Source organism: Amycolatopsis sp. NBC_01480 (genome assembly GCF_036227205.1).
Taxonomy (GTDB): Bacteria; Actinomycetota; Actinomycetes; order Mycobacteriales; family Pseudonocardiaceae; genus Amycolatopsis.
In genome coordinates, this window is the sequence record NZ_CP109442.1 from 6,682,971 (window position 1) to 6,701,697 (window position 18,727).

The following is an 18,727-nucleotide window of genomic DNA, read 5'->3' on the forward strand; positions in this document are numbered from 1 at the left end:
GCCTCCTTACCTGCGTCGGGTGCGGGTAAGGAGGCCTTGACGGCAAAGCGGGATCAGCCGTTGTACCCGGCCACGATCTTGGTGAACGCGTACTGCGCCTGGTCGATGCCGCTGCAGTCGCCGCCGCCGCTGCAGTCGCGGTTGGTGGCCCAGAAGGTGAAGCGGCCCAGGTGGTGGCTCGTGGCGTAATCGCGGATCGCGGTGAAGTTGTCCACGGTCACGGTCTCGCCGGCGTTGTCGGTGTTGCCGTTCATCGAGGACAGGCCGCTGCGGCTGTACGCGGTGGCGTCGTCCCAGCCGAAGGTGGACTTCAGCTGGGCGGCCAGCCCGTCGACGGCCGACTCGGTCATCGCGGCCATGTCGCCGCCGCTGGAGAAGTCGAACGGCATGACCGACCAGACGTCGATGTCCGCGCCGAGCGCCTTCGCCTGCGTGATCAGCCGCTTGCCGGTGTCGCTGGGGCCGGTGGTGCTGGTGCCCATGGTGACGACGACGCGCAGGCCCGGGTTCTTGTCCTTGGTGATCTTGACCGCGCTCAGGATGCGGTCCTGCACCGTCGGGTTCTCGAACTCGTCGGTGTTCTCGATGTCGAGGTCGATCGCCTTGAGCTGGTAGGCGTCGATCACCTTCTGGTACGCGCCGGCCAGGTCCTCGGGCGTGGCGCAGGTGGCGCCGAGCTTGTTGCCCGACCAGCCGCCGAACGACGGGATCACGTCGCCCCCGGCGTCGCGGATGGTCTTGATCAGCCCGGCGTCGGAGCCGTCGAGCGCGCGGTTGCCGTCCCACTGCGGGTTGCAGGTGCCGTTGGACAGCATGAACGCGAGCGTGAACGACTTGACGCCGGTCGCGGACATGGCCGCGGCCGGGTCGGACTGGCCGCCCCACTGGTACAGGTAGGGCGAGGCGAGCACGGGATCGGGAGCGGCCATCGCCGACGGGGCGAAGCCGGCCGTGGTGGCCAGCGCGGCACCCGCGGCGAGCGCGAGCGTGGCCAGGCGGCGCAGGGGTTTCATAGGTCCTCCAGCGGTGGGGACGCACGCCGGGGCGTGCTGGTGCGGAGTACCTCCGAAGATGATGCGGCGGTATCAACCAGGAGGCGGGTTGTGTGCCAGCTCACGGTGGACTAGACCATTGGTAAGTGTCAAGGTCCCCGCACGGGCGGAAAAAGACAGACAGTACGAAAGTAGGTCACCACCGGCGCGAGGGCCGGGTGCCACGGTAGGCGGAGTGACAGCGGCAGCCGGGTGGGCTAATTTGCCGAAATGATGGGGGATTCGGCGGCGGCCGGCCGGCGCTGGCGGCTGCCCTCGCTCGACGGCTGGGCGCTGTGGCGCCATCCCCGCCGGGCCCTGGTGCTGGTGGCCGACCTCGCCGCGCCGGCCGGGACCGTCGCCGCCGCGCTGCTGGTGCCGGTCTCGCTCACCTCCGCGGAAGCGTTTGCGATGCTGCTCGCCGGACTGCTCGCGAGTGCCGAACTGTGCCGGTCAGCGGAACGCGGCCGCGGGGAATCGTTGCTGGGGCCGGGTTTCGGCACGCCCTGGCTGCTGGCCGGCGCGGTGGTGCTGCCGCCGCTGCTCGCGGTGGCGCTGGCCGTGCTGTCCGGGCTGCACCGGTGGGCCCGGATCCGGCGGCTGCCCGCGTACCGGCAGGTGTTCGACGTCGCCGCCACGGCGGTGGCCGTGCTGCTGGCCGCCGGGTTCCTGATCCTGACCGGATCGTCGTCGATTGTCTCGGCGGTGGTGGCGGCGCTGGTGTTCGGGGTGGTCGACGCCGGGCTGCCGGCCGCGGTCGACGGGCGTCCGTCCGCTGGCTCGTACGCGGTGCTGTTCGACGGCGCGATGCTGGGGCTCGGCGTCGCACTGGCCTGGGCCGTCGCGGATTCGCCGTGGGTGCTGCTGCCGCTCACGGCCGGGCTGGTGGTGCTCTACCGCGGCGAGTTCGGCCGCGCGGGCCGCGACCAGACCTCCGTGGACCCCGGCACCGGCGTGCTCACGGCCGTCGCCTGGTGGGACGCCGCGCGGGAGACGCCGGCGCCCGCGTTCGCCGTGCTGGTGCTCGATTTGGACGATTTCGCCGGCCTCAACGCCCGCCACGGCCGCCGCGTCGGCGACGCCGTCCTGCGCGCGATCGCCGACACCCTGCGCGCCGAGGTCCGGTCCGCCGACCTGGTCGGCCGCTCCGGCGGCGGCGAGTTCGCCGTGCTCCTGCCCGGCACCGGCAGTTTCGACGCGCTGGCCATCGCCGAGCGCCTCCGCCTGCGCGTCGCCTCGACCGCCGTCGCCCTGAAAGCGGCCTACGGCAGCCCCCAATTCGCCTGGGCAACGGTCTCCGTGGGCGTCGCCGCCCGCCCCGACCACGGCGACCCGGTGGCGGCCGTCTTCGCGGCGGCGGGCGCGGCTGTGCGGGAGGCCAAGGAAACCGGGCGCAACCGGACGGTGCGCGCGTCCTGAGCGGGCCGGAATCCGTCAAGGACTCCTTACCTGCGTAGGACGCGGGCAAGGAGTCCTTGACGGCACCGTGGTCACTGCATCGTGATCGCGTCCAGTTTCTCTTTCAGGTAAGCCGAAGCGAGCACTTCCGGATAGGCGACGCGGCCCAGCGGCGGTGCCAGTGACGTGATGCGCGCGTCGTGGTCGGTTTCGTAGAAGAAGATCAAAGAGACGAGGTCTTCATCGGGGGCGGTGGGCTGCGGGGGCAGCACTCGGTGGCGGGTGGAGCGCCAGCGGTCGCCGGTCCAGCGGGCCATCAGGTCGCCGATGTTGACGGTGAAGGCGGACTCGTCGAAGGGCGCGTCCACCCAGTCGCCTTCGGCGGTGCAGACCTGGAGGCCGCCGGCGCCGGACTGGCGGTCGAGCACGGTCACGGTGCCGAAATCGGTGTGCGGGCCGATCCGGAACTGGCCCGGCTCGGGCGGGCCGACGCTGGTCAGCGGCGGGTAGCGGTTGATGTTGAAGGTGTACGTCGGACGGCCCGTGTGCCGCGTGAAGTGGTCGGGCGCCAGGGCCAGCGCGTGCGCGAAGACCCGCAGCAGGTCGTCGGACAGCGCGCGCATGCGGGCCATGTACTCCCGCGCGGTGGCGGCCAGGCCGGGGACCTCGGCGGGCCAGACGTTGGGCTGGAACCAGAACCCGTCGACGGCCGGGTCGCCGACACCCGTGTCCGCGCCGGCCGAGTACGACTCCTTCAGGTCCGGCGGCGTTTCGGTGCCCTCGGCGTAACCGTTGGCCTCGACGCCGGGCGGCAGCCAGCCGCGGCCGCCGACGGTCACGGCGTACCGCTGCTTCACTTCGGGCGGCAGCGCGAAGAACCGGCGCGCCAGCTCCCGCGTTTCGGCGCGCAACTCCGAAGGCACGCCGTGGCCGGTGACGAGCAGGAAACCGGACTCGCGCAGCGCGCGGTCGATCTCGGCCGCCACCACGGCCCGGCCTTCGGGCGTGCCGGCGTACCAGGGGGACAGGTCGACGAGCGGGACGGCGGCGGGCATGGTCGTCTCCTATGGATTGTCCGAAGTGGACGGAACCCCGATGTCCTCGAACCACAGTTCCGGGCGCCGGGAGATGAAATCGGTCATCAGCGCGATGCACGCGGGGTCGTCCAGCAGCTCGATCGTGACGCCGAGCCCGGCCAGCCAGTCGTGCCCGCCGTGGAACGTCTCGGCCTCGCCGATGATCACGTGCGGGATGCCGAACTGGCGCACCAGCCCGCTGCAGTACCAGCACGGCGAGAGCGTGGTGACCATGATCGTGTCGCGGTAGTGCGGGCGGCGGCCGGCGTTGCGGAACGCCGTGGTCTCGGCGTGCAGCGACGGGTCGCCGTCCTGCACCCGGCGGTTGTGCCCGCGGCCGAGCAGGGTGCCGTCGCGGCCGAACAGCGCGGCGCCGATCGGCACGCCGCCCTCGGCCTGGCCCAGCTCGGCCTCCGCGCGGGCGACGGCAAGCAGCTTCAGCGGGTCGATCTGCATGCGCCACTCTCACCGGACACGGCGGGTGACGGCAAGTCCTGCCCGGCAACGCGGACCGGAACTGTCCGCGTTGTCTGGCAGAGTGAGGTGCATGTACGGAACTTCCGAGCGGCTGCTGCGCCTGCTGTCCCTGCTCCAGGCCCGGCGCGACTGGCCGGGACCGGACCTGGCCGAGCGGCTCAGCGTGGACGTCCGCACTGTCCGGCGTGACGTCGAACGGCTGCGTGGCCTGGGCTACCCGGTGCACGCGACGCCCGGGGTCGCGGGCGGGTACCGGCTCGGCGCCGGGGCCGCGCTGCCGCCGCTGCTGCTGGACGACGACGAGGCCGTGGCCGTCGCCGTCGGCCTCCGGACCGCGGCCAACGGCACGGTGTCCGGCATCGAGGAGACGTCCGTGCGCGCGCTGGCCAAGCTCGAGCAGGTGCTGCCCGCGCGGCTGCGGCACCGGGTGAGCGCGCTGCAGACCGTGACGCTGACGCTGGGCAGCGGCGGTCCGGTGGTGGACTCGGAGGTGCTCACGGTGATCGCCGCCGCCTGCCGTGACCACGAGCGCCTGCGTTTCACCTACGGCACGCACGCGGGCGACGTCGGGGAGCGGAACGTCGAGCCGCTGCGGATGGTCCACACCGGACGGCGCTGGTACCTGGTGGCGTACGACCTGGGCCGTGAAGACTGGCGCACCTTCCGCGTGGACCGCATCGACGGCGTCCCGGCGCCCGGTTTCCGTTTCACACCAAGGGAACCGCCAGCGGCCGACCTCGCGGCTTACGTCTCGCGCGCGATCTCCGCGGCGCCGTACGCGCATCAGGTGGTGCTGCGCGTGGCCGTGCCGGCGTCGGTGCTGGCCGAGCGCGTCCCGCCGACGGCCGGGGCGGTCGAGCCGGTCGACGAGCACAGCTGCCGGATCCGGACCGGCTCGCACGACCTCGACGTGATCCCGTTCTACCTCGCGCAGTGGGACTACGACTTCGTGGTGGAGGAGGCGCCGCCCGGGCTGGTCGAGCGGCTGGCCCGGATCGCGGAGCGCTTCGCCCGCGCCGCCGCCGGCTCGGCCTCGTGAGTGTTTGTGCCGGTTCTAACCGTCATGAACACTCACGAGCTTTCAGGGCCGGGTGCCGAGCATGCGCAGCACGAGTTCGCTGTACTCCTTGCCCAGCGCCTCCGGGGTCTGGCGGCTGCGCTCGCTGTACCAGCGCGCCACGTCGACCCCCAGCGACAGAACGGCGCGGGCCGCGGTGCGCGGGTCGGCGACGGTGAAGGCGCCGGTCGCCGAGCCCTGGGTGATCACCTCGCGGACCAGGCGCTCGATCTCGCGGCGAAGCTCGGTGACGACCTCGAGTTCCCGCTCCGGCAAGGCGTTCAGCTCGTACTGCACCACCCGCGCGATGGTGTGCCGCCGCGCGTGCCAGGCCACGAAGTCCGCCACCATCAGGCGGATGCACTCGACCGGGTCCTGCACCTTCGCCACCGCGTTCTGCACCAGCCCCAGCGTCTGCTCGTGCCCGCTGCGGCTGATGGCGAACAGCAGCGCCGCCTTCGACGGGAAGTGCACGTACAGCGCCGCCGGGCTCATCCCGGCGGCGCTCGCGATGTCGCGGGTAGTCGTGGCGTGGTAGCCCCGCCGCGCGAAGGACTCCACCCCGGCCAGCATGAGCCGGCGCGCGGTCTCGGGCTGCACGTCGGGCCACAAATCGGCCGAGAGCGACATCGTCATCCCGCGATCCTTCCTGATCCACCGTCGGGGCCATTCTAAGCGCTTGCTCAGTGGCCGGCGCCCAGCGCCGGCGTCCCGGTCCGGCTGGCAAGGCCTCGCCGTCAAGTGATCCCGGCGCTCAGCGCCATTACGGCGGCTTCCCCGCGCGAGCTGATTTCCAGCTTCTTCAGCACGTTGGCGACGTGGAACTTGACCGTGCTCTCCGTGATGCCGAGCCGCGCGGCGATCGCCTTGTTGCGCAGGCCCTGGGCGACGTGCCGCAGCACTTCGATCTCACGCCGGTTGAGCTGGGAGAGCCCGGGCGCGTCGGCGCTTTCGGCAGCGACGGCGAGGGGGAGCGCGATCGTGGCGCGGCTGCCCCAGCCCGGGACCGCGTCGACGTCCACGGTGGCACCGAGCGCCTTCGCCCGCCCGGCCAGCTGGATACGCAGCTCGTTGGCGTCGAGGCGGCCGGACTCCTGGTCGCGGATGTCCAAGCGCAGGAGCGAATCGTCGCACGACCACGCGATGCGCAGCCGGGCCAGTGTCGGCTGCGCGGTGAACGCCAGCACCGCGGTGCCGGTCATCGCGCGCGCGGCGTGCGCGAGTTCGCCGGTCAACGCCGGCGCGTCCTTGGCCGGCGGCACGAACTCCAAGTCGGCGTCGTGATGGCGCAGCACCTGCCGGACTTCCCGGCGCAGCCGGGTGAAGGCGGCGTGGGCCGGCTCTTCCGACACGGCGAGATCGGTGGCGCGGGCGGACCGCAGCGCCACCAACGCGTCGGAAGCGGCTTCGGTCGCGGCGCGCCGGGCGCCCTCGGCGTCCAGTTTGGTCGAGCGCAACGCGGCCAGGACGGTGACCAGCGTTCTTTCCTGTGCTGCGGCCATTTCGACGATGGTGCGCGCGCGTTCGCTCGACGCCGCGAGGGATTCCGCGAGGTAGTCCGGGCTGGCTTGGACGACCTGCTGCCGGATGGAGGTCGCGACGATCCCGAAGAGACCGGCGAGCAGCTCGGGCTGCGGGACCGGTTTCGGTGCCGGCCGGGGGAGCAGCACGAGCAGCGTGCCGCCGGGATCGTGCGCGGACCAGACCGTGCGGACCGCGCCGCCGAGGCGCGCGGTCGTGCTGACCGCCGGGCCGGGCCGGACGGCGGCCTTCAGCTCTTCGAGCTCGGCGATCGTGATCTTGCCGGTCGTCGCGGCCTCGCCGGCGACTTTGCGCGGCCGGCCGGTGCACTCCCGGGTGAAGACGACGAGAGCGCGGTGCGGCCAGAGGTCGGCGAGGAAACGGGAGAACCGGCCGGCGATCTCGTGCAGCGGGCCGTCGACGACATCGCGGAGCGCGCGCAGGTCGACGGCGGCCGGGGAGTCCTGGTCAGCAGCCATCGCGGTCAGCCTAACCCGGCGGCCACCTGGTCGGAAGACCAGTAAATCCTCGACTGTCGGACGGGCGGCGGCCGGCCGCCGCCGGGTTAGCGTCGAGGACGTATGCGCTCCGGCGCACGGCTTGTCGCTCGGCACGAAGGAAGAGGAATGCCACAGCAGGTGCGCGGTGTGATCGCCCGTTCGCAGGGCAGCCCGGTGGAATTGGCCGACATCGTGGTCCCGGACCCCGGGCCCGGCGAGGTCGTCGTCGACGTGGCGGCCTGCGGGGTCTGCCACACCGACCTGACCTACCGCGAGGGCGGGATCAACGACGAGTTCCCCTTCCTGCTCGGGCACGAGGCCGCGGGCACGGTGGAAAGCGTCGGCGCCGGCGTCGACTCCGTGCGGCCCGGCGATTTCGTCATCCTGAACTGGCGCGCGGTGTGCGGCCAGTGCCGGGCGTGCCGGCGCGGGCGCCCGCAGTACTGCTTCGACACCTTCAACGCGACGCAGCGCATGACGCTGGCCGACGGCACCGAGCTGACCCCGGCGCTGGGCATCGGCGCGTTCGCGGACAAGACGCTGGTGCACGCCGGACAGTGCACCAAGGTGGATGCCGCCGTGGACCCGGCGGTCGCGGGCCTGCTGGGGTGCGGCGTGATGGCGGGCCTCGGCGCCGCGGTGAACACCGGCGCGGTCGGACGCGGCGACTCGGTCGCGGTGATCGGCTGCGGGGGAGTCGGGGACGCGGCGATCGCCGGCGCCCGCCTGGCCGGGGCGACCACGATCATCGCGGTGGACCGGGACGAGCGGAAGCTCGAGTGGGCACGTGACCTCGGCGCCACGCACACCGTCAACGCGTCCGAAACCGACACGGTCGCCGCGGTGCAGGATCTCACCGGGGGTTTCGGCGCCGACGTGGTCATCGACGCCGTCGGCCGTCCGGAGACCTGGAAGCAGGCGTTCTACGCCCGCGACCTCGCCGGCACGGTGGTGCTGGTCGGCGTGCCCACGCCGGACCTGCGGCTGGACATGCCGCTGCTCGACTTCTTCTCCCGCGGCGGCGCGCTGAAATCCTCCTGGTACGGCGACTGCCTGCCGGAGCGGGACTTCCCGATGCTGGTCGACCTGCACCGCCAGGGCCGGCTGCCGCTCGAGAAATTCGTCTCCGAGCGCATCGGCCTCGCCGACGTCGAGAAGGCGTTCCACGCAATGCACGCCGGCGACGTGCTGCGCTCGGTGGTGGTGCTGTGAGCGGGGCGCTGCGGATCGAACGGGTCGTCACCTCGGGCGTTTTCCAGCTCGACGGCGGCACCTGGGACGTCGACAACAACATCTGGCTGATCGGCGACGACCAGGACGTCGTGATCGTGGACGCCGCCCATGACGAGAAGGCGATCACCGAGGCCGTCAACGGCCGCAATGTGGTGGCCGTGGTCTGCACGCACGGGCACAACGACCACGTCACGGTCGCGCCCGCGCTCGGCGCGAACCTGCACGCCCCGGTGCTACTGCACCCCGGCGACCAGGCGCTCTGGGAGCTCACCCATCCCGGGCGGAAGTTCTGGCCCGTGCAGGACGGCGAGCGGATCGCGGTCGCGGGGACGGAGCTGCAGGTCGTCCACACCCCGGGGCATTCGCCCGGCTCGATCTGCTTGCACCTGCCCGAAGCCGGCGCGCTGTTCTCCGGCGACACCTTGTTCTCCGGCGGCCCCGGCGCGACCGGACGGTCCTTTTCGGACTTCCCGACGATCATCTCCTCGATCCGGGACCGGCTGCTCGCGCTGCCCGGCGACACGAAGGTCCACACCGGACACGGTGACGGCACGACCATCGGTGCCGAGGCGCCGCACCTGTCGGAATGGATCACGCGCGGGCATTGATCCGATCGGGCCGGCCGGGAGCCGTCCGAAATGGACGATTACCGGCCGGCCCGGTCAGGCGGCGCCGATTTCTTCGAGCGGCCGGCCGAGGTCGGCCAGGCGGTCCGGATCGACCGGGCGGCCGGAGCGGATGAGCGCGCCGATCGGTTCGACGACGTCCCAGACGTTGACGTTCATCCCGGCGACGACGCGGTTTTCCTTGAGCCAGAAGGCGATGAACTCGCGGCCGGGCACGTCGCCGCGGTACACGACACGGTCGTAGCCCTCGACGCTGCCGACGAATTCCATGCCGAGGTCGTACTGATCGGTGTAGAAGTAGGGCAGTTTCTCGTAGACCTCGTCCTTGCCGAGCATTCCGGCCGCCGCGACCACGGGCTGGTTGAGCGCGTTCGCCCAGTGCTCGACGCGCAGATGCCGGCCCAGCAGCGGGTGGTAGGCGTTGGCGACGTCCCCGGCGGCGAAGATGTCCGGGTCGCTGGTGCGCAGGCTCGCGTCGACCAGCACGCCGTTGCCGACCCGCAGCCCGCAGGCGCGCGCGAGGCCGGTGTTGGGCTGGGCGCCGATGCCCGCCACGATCGCGTCGGCCTCGAACTCCCAGCCGTTGGAGAGCGTGGCCCGCTTGCCCCGTTCGATGCTCTCGACCCGCACGCCGAGGTGCAGGTCGACGCCGTGCTGAAGGTGCAGGTCGGCGAAGACGGCGCCGACCTCCCGGCCGAGCGCGGACAGCAGCGGCAAGGGGAGCGCTTCCGCGACGGTCACGTCCAGCCCGGCCTGGCGGGCGGCGGCCGCGATCTCCAGCCCGATCCAGCCGGCGCCGATCACCGCCAGGCTGGCGGCGGTGGTGAACAGGCCCTTGAGCCAGTCCGAATCCTCGACCCGGCGCAGGTAGTGGACCCCGGCGGCACCGGGCAGCGTGCGCGGCCGCGCGCCGGTGGCCAGGAGCAGCTTGTCGTAGCCGAGGCCGCCGCCGTCCGAGAGCCACACCCGGTGGGATGCCCGGTCGATGGCGGTCGCGCGGACGCCCGGGCGCAGTTCGATCCGCTGCTCGGCGTACCAGGTGGCGTCGTGGACGTACAGGCTGTCACGGGCGGCATTGCCGGCCAGATAGTCCTTCGACAACGGCGGACGGTCGTAGGGCAGGTGGTCTTCGTCGCCGACGATGGTGATCTCGCCGTCGAAACCCTTGTCCCGCAAAGCTTCTGCCGCTTTCGCCCCGGCGAGGCCGGCGCCGATGATGAGGAAGGTCGGCGAGGTCACAGATGAACTCCTTCGGCGATACGTACGGATGCGGGCGGGCGGCCGAAAACCGGCCGCCCGCCCCGCCTCCGCTCAGGTCAGCACCGGACGGCCCAGCGGCAGCGGACTGCCGCCCGTCGCGGCGGACAGCGCGCCGGCGAACAGGTACACGCCGACGGCGGTGAACGCGAACACCACGTAGCCGCCCAGGGTGGTGAGACCGGTGGACCCGTTCAGGGTGCCGACCAGCACGAGCGCGAGCGCGAGGTCGATCAGGCCGAACAGAAGCGTGAACGCGGCGGGCAGCCGCAGGCTGGCCAGCGTCAGCAGGACGATCATGATCAGCCAGGCGGTCAGGAACAGGCCCTGGGTGGAGACCGCGGCGTCGGGGGCGATGCCGAACCAGTTGTGGGTCAGGCCGAGCACCAGCACCGCGTAGCTGATCCAGAACCCGGCGAAGATGCCGAACACGGAGGCGACGGCGCTCTGGCCCAGCGCCGCGGCCCACACCGCGGCGACGAGCTGGCCGAGGCCGGTGGCGGGCAGGATGATCGCGATCGAGGCCCCGACGGCGCCGGCCGGGACGTACCCGGTCAGCACCAGGCCGAGCGCGGTCGCGCCGACGATGAAGGTCGGCACGCCGATCAGGGACGGGTCGCCCTCGGGCAAGGCCCGGGCGGGCGCCTCGGTGGCTTCGGCATTGGTCATCGTGTACTCCTCGTTGAGTTGCGATTGATCCTCGAGTGCGGCCGGGCCGGCCGGCGGCCGTGGGTCAGGCCTTCGGCCACAGATGGGAAAGCTGGGGGTTGTCGTCGTCGAGCAGGCGGTGCGCGAGCGCGATCGCCTCTTTCGGATCGATGTGGTCGAACTCGGGCGACCCCTGGGCGATGCCCTCGAAGACGGCCGCCAGCTCGGCCGCCGCGTCCGGCGACAATGCCTTGTCCCGGCTGCATTTCACATAGCGCAGCCGGAGCACGCCCGCGGCCTGCAGCATCAACGAGCCGTAGCTGTCGCCCGCGGCCGGTGCCCGGCCGTCTCGAGCGCTTGATTTCCGTCCTTCCACGCCGACTCCCTTCCTCTTCGCTGATCGTGCGTTTCTGCCGTAGCCGGACAGCGTGCGGCGGGATGGTTGTGTTCAGGCGGCGAGTTTTTTGAGTTCCTTCGCGGCGGCGGCCGGATCAGGGGCGTTGTAGATACCGCCACCGACCACCGCGACCGTCGCGCCCGCCTCCCGCACCGCACCGATCGTCGCGGCCTTCACCCCACCCGCGATCGAGAACGCCACCCCCGCCTCCCGGCCATCCGCCAGCAAATTCTCGATGCTGTACCCCGCACGCGCCTGCTCGTCCAAACCCGCATGAATCTCCACGAACGACACCCCCAGCTTCGCCACCTCCCGGATCCGCGCCACCCGACCCACAGACACCGCGATCATGTCCGCCACCACCTCCTTGCCGTACCTCCGGCCCGCCGCCACCGCACCCCGCACCGTGTCGTCATCAGCCACCCCCATCACCGTCACCAAATCCGCCCCCGCCTCAAACGCCAACCCCGCCTCCAACTCACCCGCATCCGCCGTCTTCAAATCCACAAACACCAACTTGTCCGGATGCGCCGCCTTCACCGCCGACACCGCACCCATCCCCGCCGCCTTCACCAACGGCGTCCCCAACTCCAAAATATCCACAAACTCCGCCACCTCACGCGCCAACCCCAACGCCGAACCCAAATCCACCACATCCAACGCCACCTGCAACCGCATCACAAAACTCCTTCGCGATAGAAAGGGAAAAGTGCTCCGTACCCGACCGCCACGCCAAGGAACGTGACAGGTCACCAACCATCACCCCGGCGACCGCACCCGGCAACACCCGGCCACATGCGCAAATACAATCCCCTGATAGGCATAATCGATAACCGCCCGCCGTGTGGTGGTGATTTACCGTGGGCGCGCCCCCGGGCAAGGGGTTGCGGTCGCGAGCCGGCCGTCCCGCGGCTCGGCTCTCCGGAAGGCCGCGGCCGCAGCACCGGGGAATCGCTGGTCAGCGACCCCAAGGACCGGGTGTTCGGCGCCCTCGCCCTCGCCGCCCCGCTCGTCGCGGCGCGGCCGCCGTTCGTCCGTGATTCGGCTCCGGTCGTTTCCGATCGGTTGCCACGCCCGGCGCGAGCGAAGAAGCTCTCGGAGAGAATAGCCGAGTTCAGGGCGGGCGAAAGCCGGCAATCGCGCGGTCTGAACCCTCGGCGGGCAACGCGGCCCGGTGCGCGGCCGCTGTCACCGGTCGACAGTGAGGGAGACGCCATGAGGCGCGAAATTCCGGATTTCCCGGTGGCCGATTCCCGCGGCCGGCGTTGACAGATGTTGATTCACTGCCTCGGAGCCGCCGCGGGCGGAGGCTATCCACAGTGGAATTGTGCCTGCGCCGGGTGTGTCAAGGCGCGTGCCAAGCCGGAAGCCGCGACGGCGCACGCGGGGATCGCGGTCTCCGGCGACGGCGAGAAGTGGTTGCTGTTCAACGCCACCCCGGACGTCCACCATCAGATCGCCGCGGATCCGGCCTTGCACCCCGGTCCGGGCATCCGCGAAACGCCCATTGCCGGCGTCGTCCTGACGGACGCGGAATTCGATCACACCATCGGCCTGCTGATGCTTCGCGAGGAGTCGTCGCTGACGGTGTACGGGACGGATCCCGTGCTGGAGGCGCTGACCTCGTGCTTCCCGGTCCGGGCGCTGCTGGGCGATTACGCGGACCTCGCCTGGTCTCGGGTCGGCATCGGCGAGCCGCTGGACCTGGACGACCGGCTGCGCGTCACGCCCTTCCAGACCGGGTCCAAAGCGCCCCGCTACGTGGGAGCTTCACAGCTGCGCACCTCCTCGTCGGAGTGGGAGGTGGGCTACCGCCTGGAGGACAAGCTGACCGGCGGGACAGCGGTGTACGCGCCGACGTTGCCCCGATGGGACGAGAAGTTCGCGCACCAGCTGGCTTCGGCTGACTGCGTCTTCGTGGACGGAACCTTCTGGACGGACGACGAAATGTCCAGCACCGGCGCGGGAAGCCGGACCGGGCGGTCCATGGGGCACATGCCGGTCAGCGGCGCCGAGGGCTCCGCCCGCGCGCTGGCCGCACTGCCCGCGAAGCGGAAGATCTACACGCACATCAACAACACGAACCCGATTCTCGACGAAGCGTCCGCGGAACGACAACGGGTCACGGAGCTGGGTATCGAGATCGGCCGAGCCGGCTTGGAGGTGGAAGTATGAACGCCAGGTCTGCCGAAGAGTTCGAGGCGCACCTGCGATCGATCGGCGAAAAGCGGTACCACCATCTGCACCCGTTCAACGAACGGATGCACGCGGGCGAGCTGTCCGAGGCGGAGTTCCGCGGATGGGTCCGGAATCGCTTCTACTACCAGATGAACCTCCCGAAGAAGGACTCGTTCATCCTGACCAAGCTCCCCGGCCGGGACGACCGGCGCCGGTGGATCACGCGCATCACCGACCACGACGGGCGGACCGGCGACGAGGGCGGCATCGAAAAGTGGGTGCGCCTCGGCGAAGCGGTCGGGTTGAGCCGCGAAGAATTGTTCGACGTGGACACGGTGCTGCCGGGCGTGCGGTTCGCCGTGGACGCCTACGTGGATTTCTGCCGCGAGAAGCCGTGGCTGGAAGCGGTGGCCTCGGCGCTGACCGAACTGTTCGCCCCGGGTCTGCTGAGCCGGCGGATCATCGACGTCGAGAGGCATTACCCGTGGATCGCGCCGGCCGGCCTGGAGTACTTCCGGGCGCGCCTGGTCCAGCAGCCCAAGGACATCGCGCACCTGCTCGAGCTGGTGATCGAAAACGCCGGGACCAAGGCACAGCAGGACGCGTGCGCCCGAGCGCTGGAGTTCAAGTGCGACGTGCTCTGGAGCCTGCTGGACGCCGTCGAACTCGCCTACCGCAAGAGCTCGTGATGGACCGGCCCGAGCTGACCGCCATCCCGAAGCTGGCGACGAAGGCGATGCTGAAGCACGACAATGTCCGGGACGTGGAACTGCTCCTGCTGCCGGAACGAGTGGTGCTGCTGAACAAGTCCGGGGCGGCGATCCTGGGCCTGTGCGACGGCAGCCGGACGGTGCGCCAGGTGGTCGACCAGCTGGAGCGGGACTTCGAGGCCGACGATCTCGCGAGCGACGTGATGAAGTTCCTCCAGGACGCGCGGGGACGGGGCTGGGTGGTGGTCGCGTGAACGGGATTCCGCAGCCGTACGGCCTGCTGGCCGAAGTGACGCACCGGTGCCCGCTGCACTGCGTGTATTGCTCGAACCCGTTGGCGTTGCTCGACCGGCAGGACGAGCTCGGCACCGAAGACTGGCTCCGGGTGATCCGCGAGGCAGCCGGGCTCGGCGTGGTGCAGGTGCACTTGTCCGGCGGCGAACCGCTGGTGCGCGGCGACCTGGAGGCGCTGGTCGCCGAATGCCGCCGCCTGGGCTTGTACACCAACCTGATCACCAGCGGCCTCGGCCTGACGGCGAGCCGGGCGGAAGCGCTGGTCGCGGCGGGGCTCAACAGCGCCCAGCTGAGCATCCAGGGCGACGCCGCCGAATCGACGGACCTGGTCGCCGCGAGCAAGCGGTTCGACAAGAAGGAGGCCGCCGCGCGCATCATCCGCGATGCCGGCCTGCCGCTGAACATGAACGTGGTGCTGCACCGGCTGAACCTGGACCGGCTGGACGCGATCATCGACGTCTGCGTGGCGTGGGGCGCCGAGCGGCTGGAGCTCGCCAACAGCCAGTACTACGGCTGGGCGTTGCGCAACCGCGACCTGCTGATGCCGGGCAAAGCCCAGCTGGACGACGCGGTGGCCGTCTACGAACGCCGGAAGGCGGAGCTGGGGGAGCGCATGGAACTCCTCTGGATCCTGCCGGACTACTACGAGCCGTACCCGAAGCCGTGCATGGGCGGCTGGGCGCAGAACGCGCTGACCGTCGCGCCCGACGGCACCGTGTACCCGTGCCCGGTGGCGGCGGAGATCACGACGATGGCCTTCTCGTCGGTGCGGGACCACGGCCTGGAGTGGATCTGGGCGAAATCCGAGTCGTTCCAGGCCTTCCGGGGAACGGACTGGATGCCGGACCCGTGCCGGAGCTGCCCGCGCAAGGAGATCGATTTCGGCGGCTGCCGCTGCCAGGCGTTCGCGCTGACCGGCGACGCGGCGCGAACCGATCCGGTGTGCCAGCACTCGCCGGACCACCACCTGGTGCAGGACGCTCTGGTCCGTGCCAATCAGGACCACGGCGAAGCGGCGGAACTGGTTTACCGGCGTCCGACGGTGCCGGCGCGCGGGCGCTGACGGATGCCGTTGGCGGGAACGAAGCTCACGAGCGGCGAGGCAGCCGCGCGTTCGGCGAGGGTCTCCGAGGTCCGGTACGAGGTGGAGCTCGACTTGACGGCGGGCGAGCGCGAGTTCGCGACCACCACCGTCATCCGCTTCCGGCATTGTTCCGCCTCGCGTCGATCGGCAGCGACCTCGACGGGCTGGTGGACGTCGCGATGGGCGTGGATCCGGGGGACAGCGGCCGCCGGAACGCCCTGACGGTGGCCGCTGCTCGCCCCGACGCGGCCGGCAAGGAGGAGACTGGCAGCGGTTGTTCAGGGACGGCTTTTCGCTCGCGGAAAAGAAAGCGATCATGGCGGGCCTGCGGCAGCCGGCGCAGGAGGAGTTGCTCACCCCGTACGCGGATCGCTACCTGCGGGCGGTGGAGAGCATGCCGGGTGCCGTCGCGCCGGAGTTCGCGGTGGCGTTCGCCCGCGCGCTCTATCCCCGGTTCACGAACGCCGGGCAGAGCGTGCTGACGGGTACGGACCGCCTGCTGGAGAGCGACCTGCTGGCCGAAAACGTGGTGAAGGTCCTCCGGGAGGAACGGACCGAGCTCGTCCTCCTGCGAGCGGCGCGCGAGTGCGACGCCGCGTACCCGAGGCATTAGCGGGCCGGACCGGGCGGTGGAAGGCGCAAGGCTCCAGTTACGCTGACATCCTGGAGCCTTGCGCCGGCTGGAGTCGCCCTCAGCCCCGGTAGAAGTAACCCGTGGCTTCAGCGCAAACCTCGACGACGGTGTATTCCGGCGATTCCCACTTCACGGTATTTCCTCCTGGTGAGCGATTCTCGCGAGTGCTTCGGCGCGAAGCATCTTCGAAGCGGCGAAAGCGGGGCTACCGAAATGAAACAGGTGGCCTCGATTCGGTGACGAACGGTGCCGTCCTCGCCACGAAAGGCTCGGAGTTCCTTGTCTGGCAAGGCTTTGCGCCACTGGGTGCCTGCTCGGCGCCGACGGCTTCAGCGCCGGCCGCCCCGCAGGTGACGTACTGCACACCGTTCATGTCCGCAGGGCGCACGTTCGTTTCCCGCGGATTGACCAAGCGGGCCGGCCGGGGCACGCTCATGGCACATCACGGGTCACGGCGCCGGCCGATGACCGCGCATTCCGCGCACAACGAGTGTTCTGATCGCGCAGTACGACGCATTCCGGAGCGAGAGGGGAAATCGTGGTTCTTCCATCAAAAATGCCTCAGCTCGCCGATCTCGATCTGCTGCTGTCGGTCGAACATTACGGCAGCGTGGGGAAGGCGGCGCAAGCGCACAGTCTTTCCCAGCCGGCGGCCAGCATCCGGATCAGTGCCATGGAACGCCGCCTCGGCCTTCGGCTGCTGGAGCGGTCCCCTACTGGTTCGAAGCTGACTGAGGACGGGGAGATGCTCGCGAAGTATGCCCGCAACGTGATGCACGCGGCGCGGGAGCTGCTGGAGTTCGGGTCCGGATCCCAGTCCGCCGGCGCCGAGCGGCTGCGGCTCGCGGGCAGCCCGGGCGTGGCCGAGCACCTGATCCCGGAATGGCTGAACCGCTCCGGGTTCTCGTTCGGCGAGGTGCGGGTGGAGGTGCAGACCGGCGGCGTCGACGAGCTGCGCCGGCTGATCCGGGCCGACCGCGTCGACCTCGCGTTCGTCGACGGCTGGTGCCAGGCCGGAAGCCCGGTGCCGAAACAGTTTCGCGAGGACTTGGTCACCCAGTACATCTGCGACGACCGGCTGGCCGTGGTCGTCGGCGCGCTGCATCCGTGGGCGCGGCGGGCCGGTCCGGTCACGGTGCGGGAACTGGCGTCGGCCCAGTTGGTGCTGCGCGAGCGGGGATCCGGGCTCCGGGAGTTCACGGACGAGCTGCTGGGTTCGGCGCGCGCTTCGCGAAGCTACGTCGAACTCCCTTCCAGCGCGGCGGTCAAGCAGGTGGTCGCCACGGGCCAGCGGGTGACCGTGCTGAACATCTCCACCGTCCGGTCCGAAATCGCGGATGGCCGGCTGCGGCTGGTGCCGGTCGATCAGGAGATGCCGGCGAAGCCGATCTACGCGGCGTGGAGCGAACGCCGGGGACTGCCCGGGCATGCGCGCGAACTGGTCGATATCGCGGCGTCGAAGGGCAGTCCGATGCCGGGCGCCGAGCTCGGCCCGAAAGTCACGAGCACAGGAGGAATGACAGTCGATGTCCACTCTTAACAAGATCGCTCGCATCATGGTCTCCGAACGGCGGGGAATCCTCGCCGCCGACGAGAGCATCGGGACGATGTCTTCCCGGCTCGAAGGGGTGGGCGTCGAGGCGACCGAGGAGAACCGGCGCGTGTACCGGGAACTGATCGTCACGACCCCGAAGCTCTCGGAGTCGGTCAGCGGCATCATCCTCGCGGACGAGACGTTCCACCAGCGGCTGTCCAACGGGCAGACCTTCCCGGCGTTTCTGGCCGATCTGGGCATCCTCGCCGGGATCAAGGTCGACACCGGGGCGAAGCCGCTGGCGGGCGCACCGGGCGAGAACGTTACCGAGGGGCTCGACGGGCTGCGCGAGCGCGTACGGAATTACGCGGCGCTCGGGGCGACGTTCGCCAAGTGGCGCGCGACCATCACGATCGGCGACGGCCTGCCGTCGGACCGCGCGGTGCGGGCCAACGTGCACGCGCTGGCGCGGTATGCCGGCCTGTGCCAGGAAGGCGGCGTCGTGCCGATCGTCGAGCCCGAGGTGCTGATGGACGGGTCGCACTCGCTGGCGCGGTGCAAGCAGGTCACGACGTCGGTGCTGCGGTCGCTGTTCGACGAGCTCAACCTGATGCAGGTGCAGCTCGACGGCATCGTCCTCAAGCCCAACATGGTGGTCGCCGGGAAGAACTGCCCGGAGCAGCCGTCGGTCCGGGAAGTCGCCGAGGCCACAGTGGACGCGCTGCGGGAGACGGTGCCGACGTTCGTGCCGGGCATCGCCTTCCTGTCCGGCGGGCAGAGCCCGGAGAAGGCGACCGAGCACCTCGCGGCGATGCAGCGGCTCGACCCGCTCCCGTGGGAGCTCACCTACTCGTTCGGCCGGGCGCTGGTCGGGCCGGCGCTCGAGACCTGGCGAGGCGACAACGGCAAGCGGGAAGCCGCCCAGAAGGCGCTCTCCGACCGGGCCGTGGCGAACGCCGCCGCCCGCTGAGCGGCCGAGGGGATTGCTCGGCCGGTGCCCGTGGAAGCGGCATCGGCCGAGCCGGCCTTTTCCCGGCGCTTCGAGCGTCGGAGCACTTCACCCGCCGTCGCT

At 70.7% G+C, this 18,727-nt stretch carries 20 protein-coding genes; 11 read left to right on the forward strand and 9 right to left on the reverse strand.

The window, feature by feature from the left end; genetic code table 11:
- Positions 1-53 precede the first annotated feature (53 nt).
- A complete protein-coding gene (locus OG371_RS31930) occupies positions 54-1,013 on the reverse strand; it encodes a chitinase (protein ID WP_329059187.1) in 960 nt (319 codons plus the stop codon).
- Between the two features lie 249 nt (positions 1,014-1,262).
- Here OG371_RS31930 and OG371_RS31935 point away from each other — a divergent pair, with 249 nt between their 5' ends.
- Positions 1,263-2,450: a diguanylate cyclase gene (locus tag OG371_RS31935; protein ID WP_329059188.1), complete on the forward strand. Its 1,188-nt coding sequence runs from the start codon at positions 1,263-1,265 to the stop codon at positions 2,448-2,450.
- A gap of 71 nt (positions 2,451-2,521) precedes the next feature.
- Here OG371_RS31935 and OG371_RS31940 read toward each other — a convergent pair whose 3' ends face one another.
- Together OG371_RS31940 and OG371_RS31945 are read right to left on the reverse strand one after the other, a co-directional pair.
- Positions 2,522-3,484, reverse strand: coding sequence for an isopenicillin N synthase family dioxygenase (locus OG371_RS31940; RefSeq protein ID WP_329059189.1), 963 nt, complete (start codon positions 3,482-3,484; stop codon positions 2,522-2,524).
- A 9-nt stretch (positions 3,485-3,493) separates the two neighbouring features.
- The gene (locus tag OG371_RS31945) at positions 3,494-3,961 is read right to left on the reverse strand and encodes a nucleoside deaminase (protein ID WP_329059190.1); all 468 of its coding nucleotides are present in this window, start codon (positions 3,959-3,961) and stop codon (positions 3,494-3,496) included.
- A gap of 91 nt (positions 3,962-4,052) precedes the next feature.
- Here OG371_RS31945 and OG371_RS31950 point away from each other — a divergent pair, with 91 nt between their 5' ends.
- A complete protein-coding gene (locus tag OG371_RS31950) occupies positions 4,053-5,021 on the forward strand; it encodes a helix-turn-helix transcriptional regulator (protein ID WP_329059192.1) in 969 nt (322 codons plus the stop codon).
- A 42-nt stretch (positions 5,022-5,063) separates the two neighbouring features.
- Here OG371_RS31950 and OG371_RS31955 read toward each other — a convergent pair whose 3' ends face one another.
- A complete protein-coding gene (locus tag OG371_RS31955; RefSeq protein ID WP_329059193.1) occupies positions 5,064-5,675 on the reverse strand; it encodes a TetR/AcrR family transcriptional regulator in 612 nt (203 codons plus the stop codon).
- A gap of 101 nt (positions 5,676-5,776) precedes the next feature.
- On the reverse strand, positions 5,777-7,039 hold the full coding sequence (locus OG371_RS31960; protein ID WP_329059195.1) for a helix-turn-helix transcriptional regulator: 1,263 nt from the start codon (positions 7,037-7,039) through the stop codon (positions 5,777-5,779).
- A gap of 147 nt (positions 7,040-7,186) precedes the next feature.
- Here OG371_RS31960 and OG371_RS31965 point away from each other — a divergent pair, with 147 nt between their 5' ends.
- Both OG371_RS31965 and OG371_RS31970 read left to right on the forward strand, forming a co-directional pair.
- On the forward strand, positions 7,187-8,272 hold the full coding sequence (locus OG371_RS31965; RefSeq protein ID WP_329059196.1) for an S-(hydroxymethyl)mycothiol dehydrogenase: 1,086 nt from the start codon (positions 7,187-7,189) through the stop codon (positions 8,270-8,272).
- Positions 8,269-8,901 carry an MBL fold metallo-hydrolase gene (locus OG371_RS31970; protein WP_329059197.1) on the forward strand — a complete coding sequence of 211 codons (633 nt, stop codon included), beginning with the start codon at positions 8,269-8,271 and terminating at the stop codon, positions 8,899-8,901. The genes OG371_RS31965 and OG371_RS31970 overlap by 4 nt, the downstream gene beginning before the upstream one ends.
- A gap of 54 nt (positions 8,902-8,955) precedes the next feature.
- Here OG371_RS31970 and OG371_RS31975 read toward each other — a convergent pair whose 3' ends face one another.
- From OG371_RS31975 to hxlA, 4 genes are all read right to left on the reverse strand, one after another.
- Positions 8,956-10,158, reverse strand: coding sequence for an NAD(P)/FAD-dependent oxidoreductase (locus OG371_RS31975; protein ID WP_329059198.1), 1,203 nt, complete (start codon positions 10,156-10,158; stop codon positions 8,956-8,958).
- A 72-nt stretch (positions 10,159-10,230) separates the two neighbouring features.
- A complete protein-coding gene (locus tag OG371_RS31980) occupies positions 10,231-10,845 on the reverse strand; it encodes a GPR1/FUN34/YaaH family transporter (protein WP_329059199.1) in 615 nt (204 codons plus the stop codon).
- A 64-nt stretch (positions 10,846-10,909) separates the two neighbouring features.
- Complete coding sequence (locus OG371_RS31985) at positions 10,910-11,200, reverse strand: hypothetical protein (RefSeq protein WP_329059200.1); 291 nt, start codon at positions 11,198-11,200, stop codon at positions 10,910-10,912.
- A 72-nt stretch (positions 11,201-11,272) separates the two neighbouring features.
- On the reverse strand, positions 11,273-11,899 hold the full coding sequence (gene hxlA / locus OG371_RS31990) for a 3-hexulose-6-phosphate synthase (RefSeq protein ID WP_329059201.1): 627 nt from the start codon (positions 11,897-11,899) through the stop codon (positions 11,273-11,275).
- Between the two features lie 594 nt (positions 11,900-12,493).
- On the opposite strand from hxlA, the gene pqqB reads away from it, so the two are divergent.
- From pqqB to OG371_RS32025, 7 genes are all read left to right on the forward strand, one after another.
- Complete coding sequence (gene pqqB, locus OG371_RS31995) at positions 12,494-13,396, forward strand: pyrroloquinoline quinone biosynthesis protein PqqB (protein ID WP_329059202.1); 903 nt, start codon at positions 12,494-12,496, stop codon at positions 13,394-13,396.
- Positions 13,393-14,088, forward strand: a complete 696-nt coding sequence (gene pqqC / locus OG371_RS32000) for a pyrroloquinoline-quinone synthase PqqC (protein WP_329059203.1) — start codon at positions 13,393-13,395, stop codon at positions 14,086-14,088. Before pqqB ends, pqqC begins: the two co-directional genes overlap by 4 nt.
- Positions 14,088-14,363, forward strand: coding sequence for a pyrroloquinoline quinone biosynthesis peptide chaperone PqqD (gene pqqD, locus OG371_RS32005; RefSeq protein WP_329059205.1), 276 nt, complete (start codon positions 14,088-14,090; stop codon positions 14,361-14,363). The genes pqqC and pqqD overlap by 1 nt, the downstream gene beginning before the upstream one ends.
- Before the next feature lie 5 nt (positions 14,364-14,368).
- Positions 14,369-15,466, forward strand: coding sequence for a pyrroloquinoline quinone biosynthesis protein PqqE (pqqE, locus tag OG371_RS32010; protein WP_329073331.1), 1,098 nt, complete (start codon positions 14,369-14,371; stop codon positions 15,464-15,466).
- Between the two features lie 337 nt (positions 15,467-15,803).
- On the forward strand, positions 15,804-16,100 hold the full coding sequence (locus OG371_RS32015) for a hypothetical protein (RefSeq protein WP_329059206.1): 297 nt from the start codon (positions 15,804-15,806) through the stop codon (positions 16,098-16,100).
- A 577-nt stretch (positions 16,101-16,677) separates the two neighbouring features.
- Positions 16,678-17,661, forward strand: a complete 984-nt coding sequence (locus OG371_RS32020) for a LysR family transcriptional regulator (protein ID WP_329059207.1) — start codon at positions 16,678-16,680, stop codon at positions 17,659-17,661.
- Positions 17,648-18,625, forward strand: a complete 978-nt coding sequence (locus OG371_RS32025) for a class I fructose-bisphosphate aldolase (protein WP_329059208.1) — start codon at positions 17,648-17,650, stop codon at positions 18,623-18,625. The genes OG371_RS32020 and OG371_RS32025 overlap by 14 nt, the downstream gene beginning before the upstream one ends.
- Positions 18,626-18,727: the final 102 nt, after the last annotated feature.

Coding starts and splice junctions, on each gene's coding strand:
- OG371_RS31980 (WP_329059199.1), bottom strand. CDS start 10,845: ATGACCAATGCCGAAGCCACCGAGGCGCCCGCCCGGGCCTTGCCCGAG.
- OG371_RS31950 (WP_329059192.1), top strand. CDS start 4,053: ATGTACGGAACTTCCGAGCGGCTGCTGCGCCTGCTGTCCCTGCTCCAG.
- OG371_RS32015 (WP_329059206.1), top strand. CDS start 15,804: ATGGCGGGCCTGCGGCAGCCGGCGCAGGAGGAGTTGCTCACCCCGTAC.
- OG371_RS31940 (WP_329059189.1), bottom strand. CDS start 3,484: ATGCCCGCCGCCGTCCCGCTCGTCGACCTGTCCCCCTGGTACGCCGGC.
- OG371_RS32020 (WP_329059207.1), top strand. CDS start 16,678: ATGCCTCAGCTCGCCGATCTCGATCTGCTGCTGTCGGTCGAACATTAC.
- OG371_RS31945 (WP_329059190.1), bottom strand. CDS start 3,961: ATGCAGATCGACCCGCTGAAGCTGCTTGCCGTCGCCCGCGCGGAGGCC.
- OG371_RS31960 (WP_329059195.1), bottom strand. CDS start 7,039: ATGGCTGCTGACCAGGACTCCCCGGCCGCCGTCGACCTGCGCGCGCTC.
- pqqC (WP_329059203.1), top strand. CDS start 13,393: ATGAACGCCAGGTCTGCCGAAGAGTTCGAGGCGCACCTGCGATCGATC.
- pqqB (WP_329059202.1), top strand. CDS start 12,494: ATGTTGATTCACTGCCTCGGAGCCGCCGCGGGCGGAGGCTATCCACAG.
- OG371_RS31965 (WP_329059196.1), top strand. CDS start 7,187: ATGCCACAGCAGGTGCGCGGTGTGATCGCCCGTTCGCAGGGCAGCCCG.
- OG371_RS32025 (WP_329059208.1), top strand. CDS start 17,648: ATGTCCACTCTTAACAAGATCGCTCGCATCATGGTCTCCGAACGGCGG.
- OG371_RS31930 (WP_329059187.1), bottom strand. CDS start 1,013: ATGAAACCCCTGCGCCGCCTGGCCACGCTCGCGCTCGCCGCGGGTGCC.
- OG371_RS31955 (WP_329059193.1), bottom strand. CDS start 5,675: ATGACGATGTCGCTCTCGGCCGATTTGTGGCCCGACGTGCAGCCCGAG.
- OG371_RS31935 (WP_329059188.1), top strand. CDS start 1,263: ATGATGGGGGATTCGGCGGCGGCCGGCCGGCGCTGGCGGCTGCCCTCG.
- pqqD (WP_329059205.1), top strand. CDS start 14,088: ATGGACCGGCCCGAGCTGACCGCCATCCCGAAGCTGGCGACGAAGGCG.
- hxlA (WP_329059201.1), bottom strand. CDS start 11,899: ATGCGGTTGCAGGTGGCGTTGGATGTGGTGGATTTGGGTTCGGCGTTG.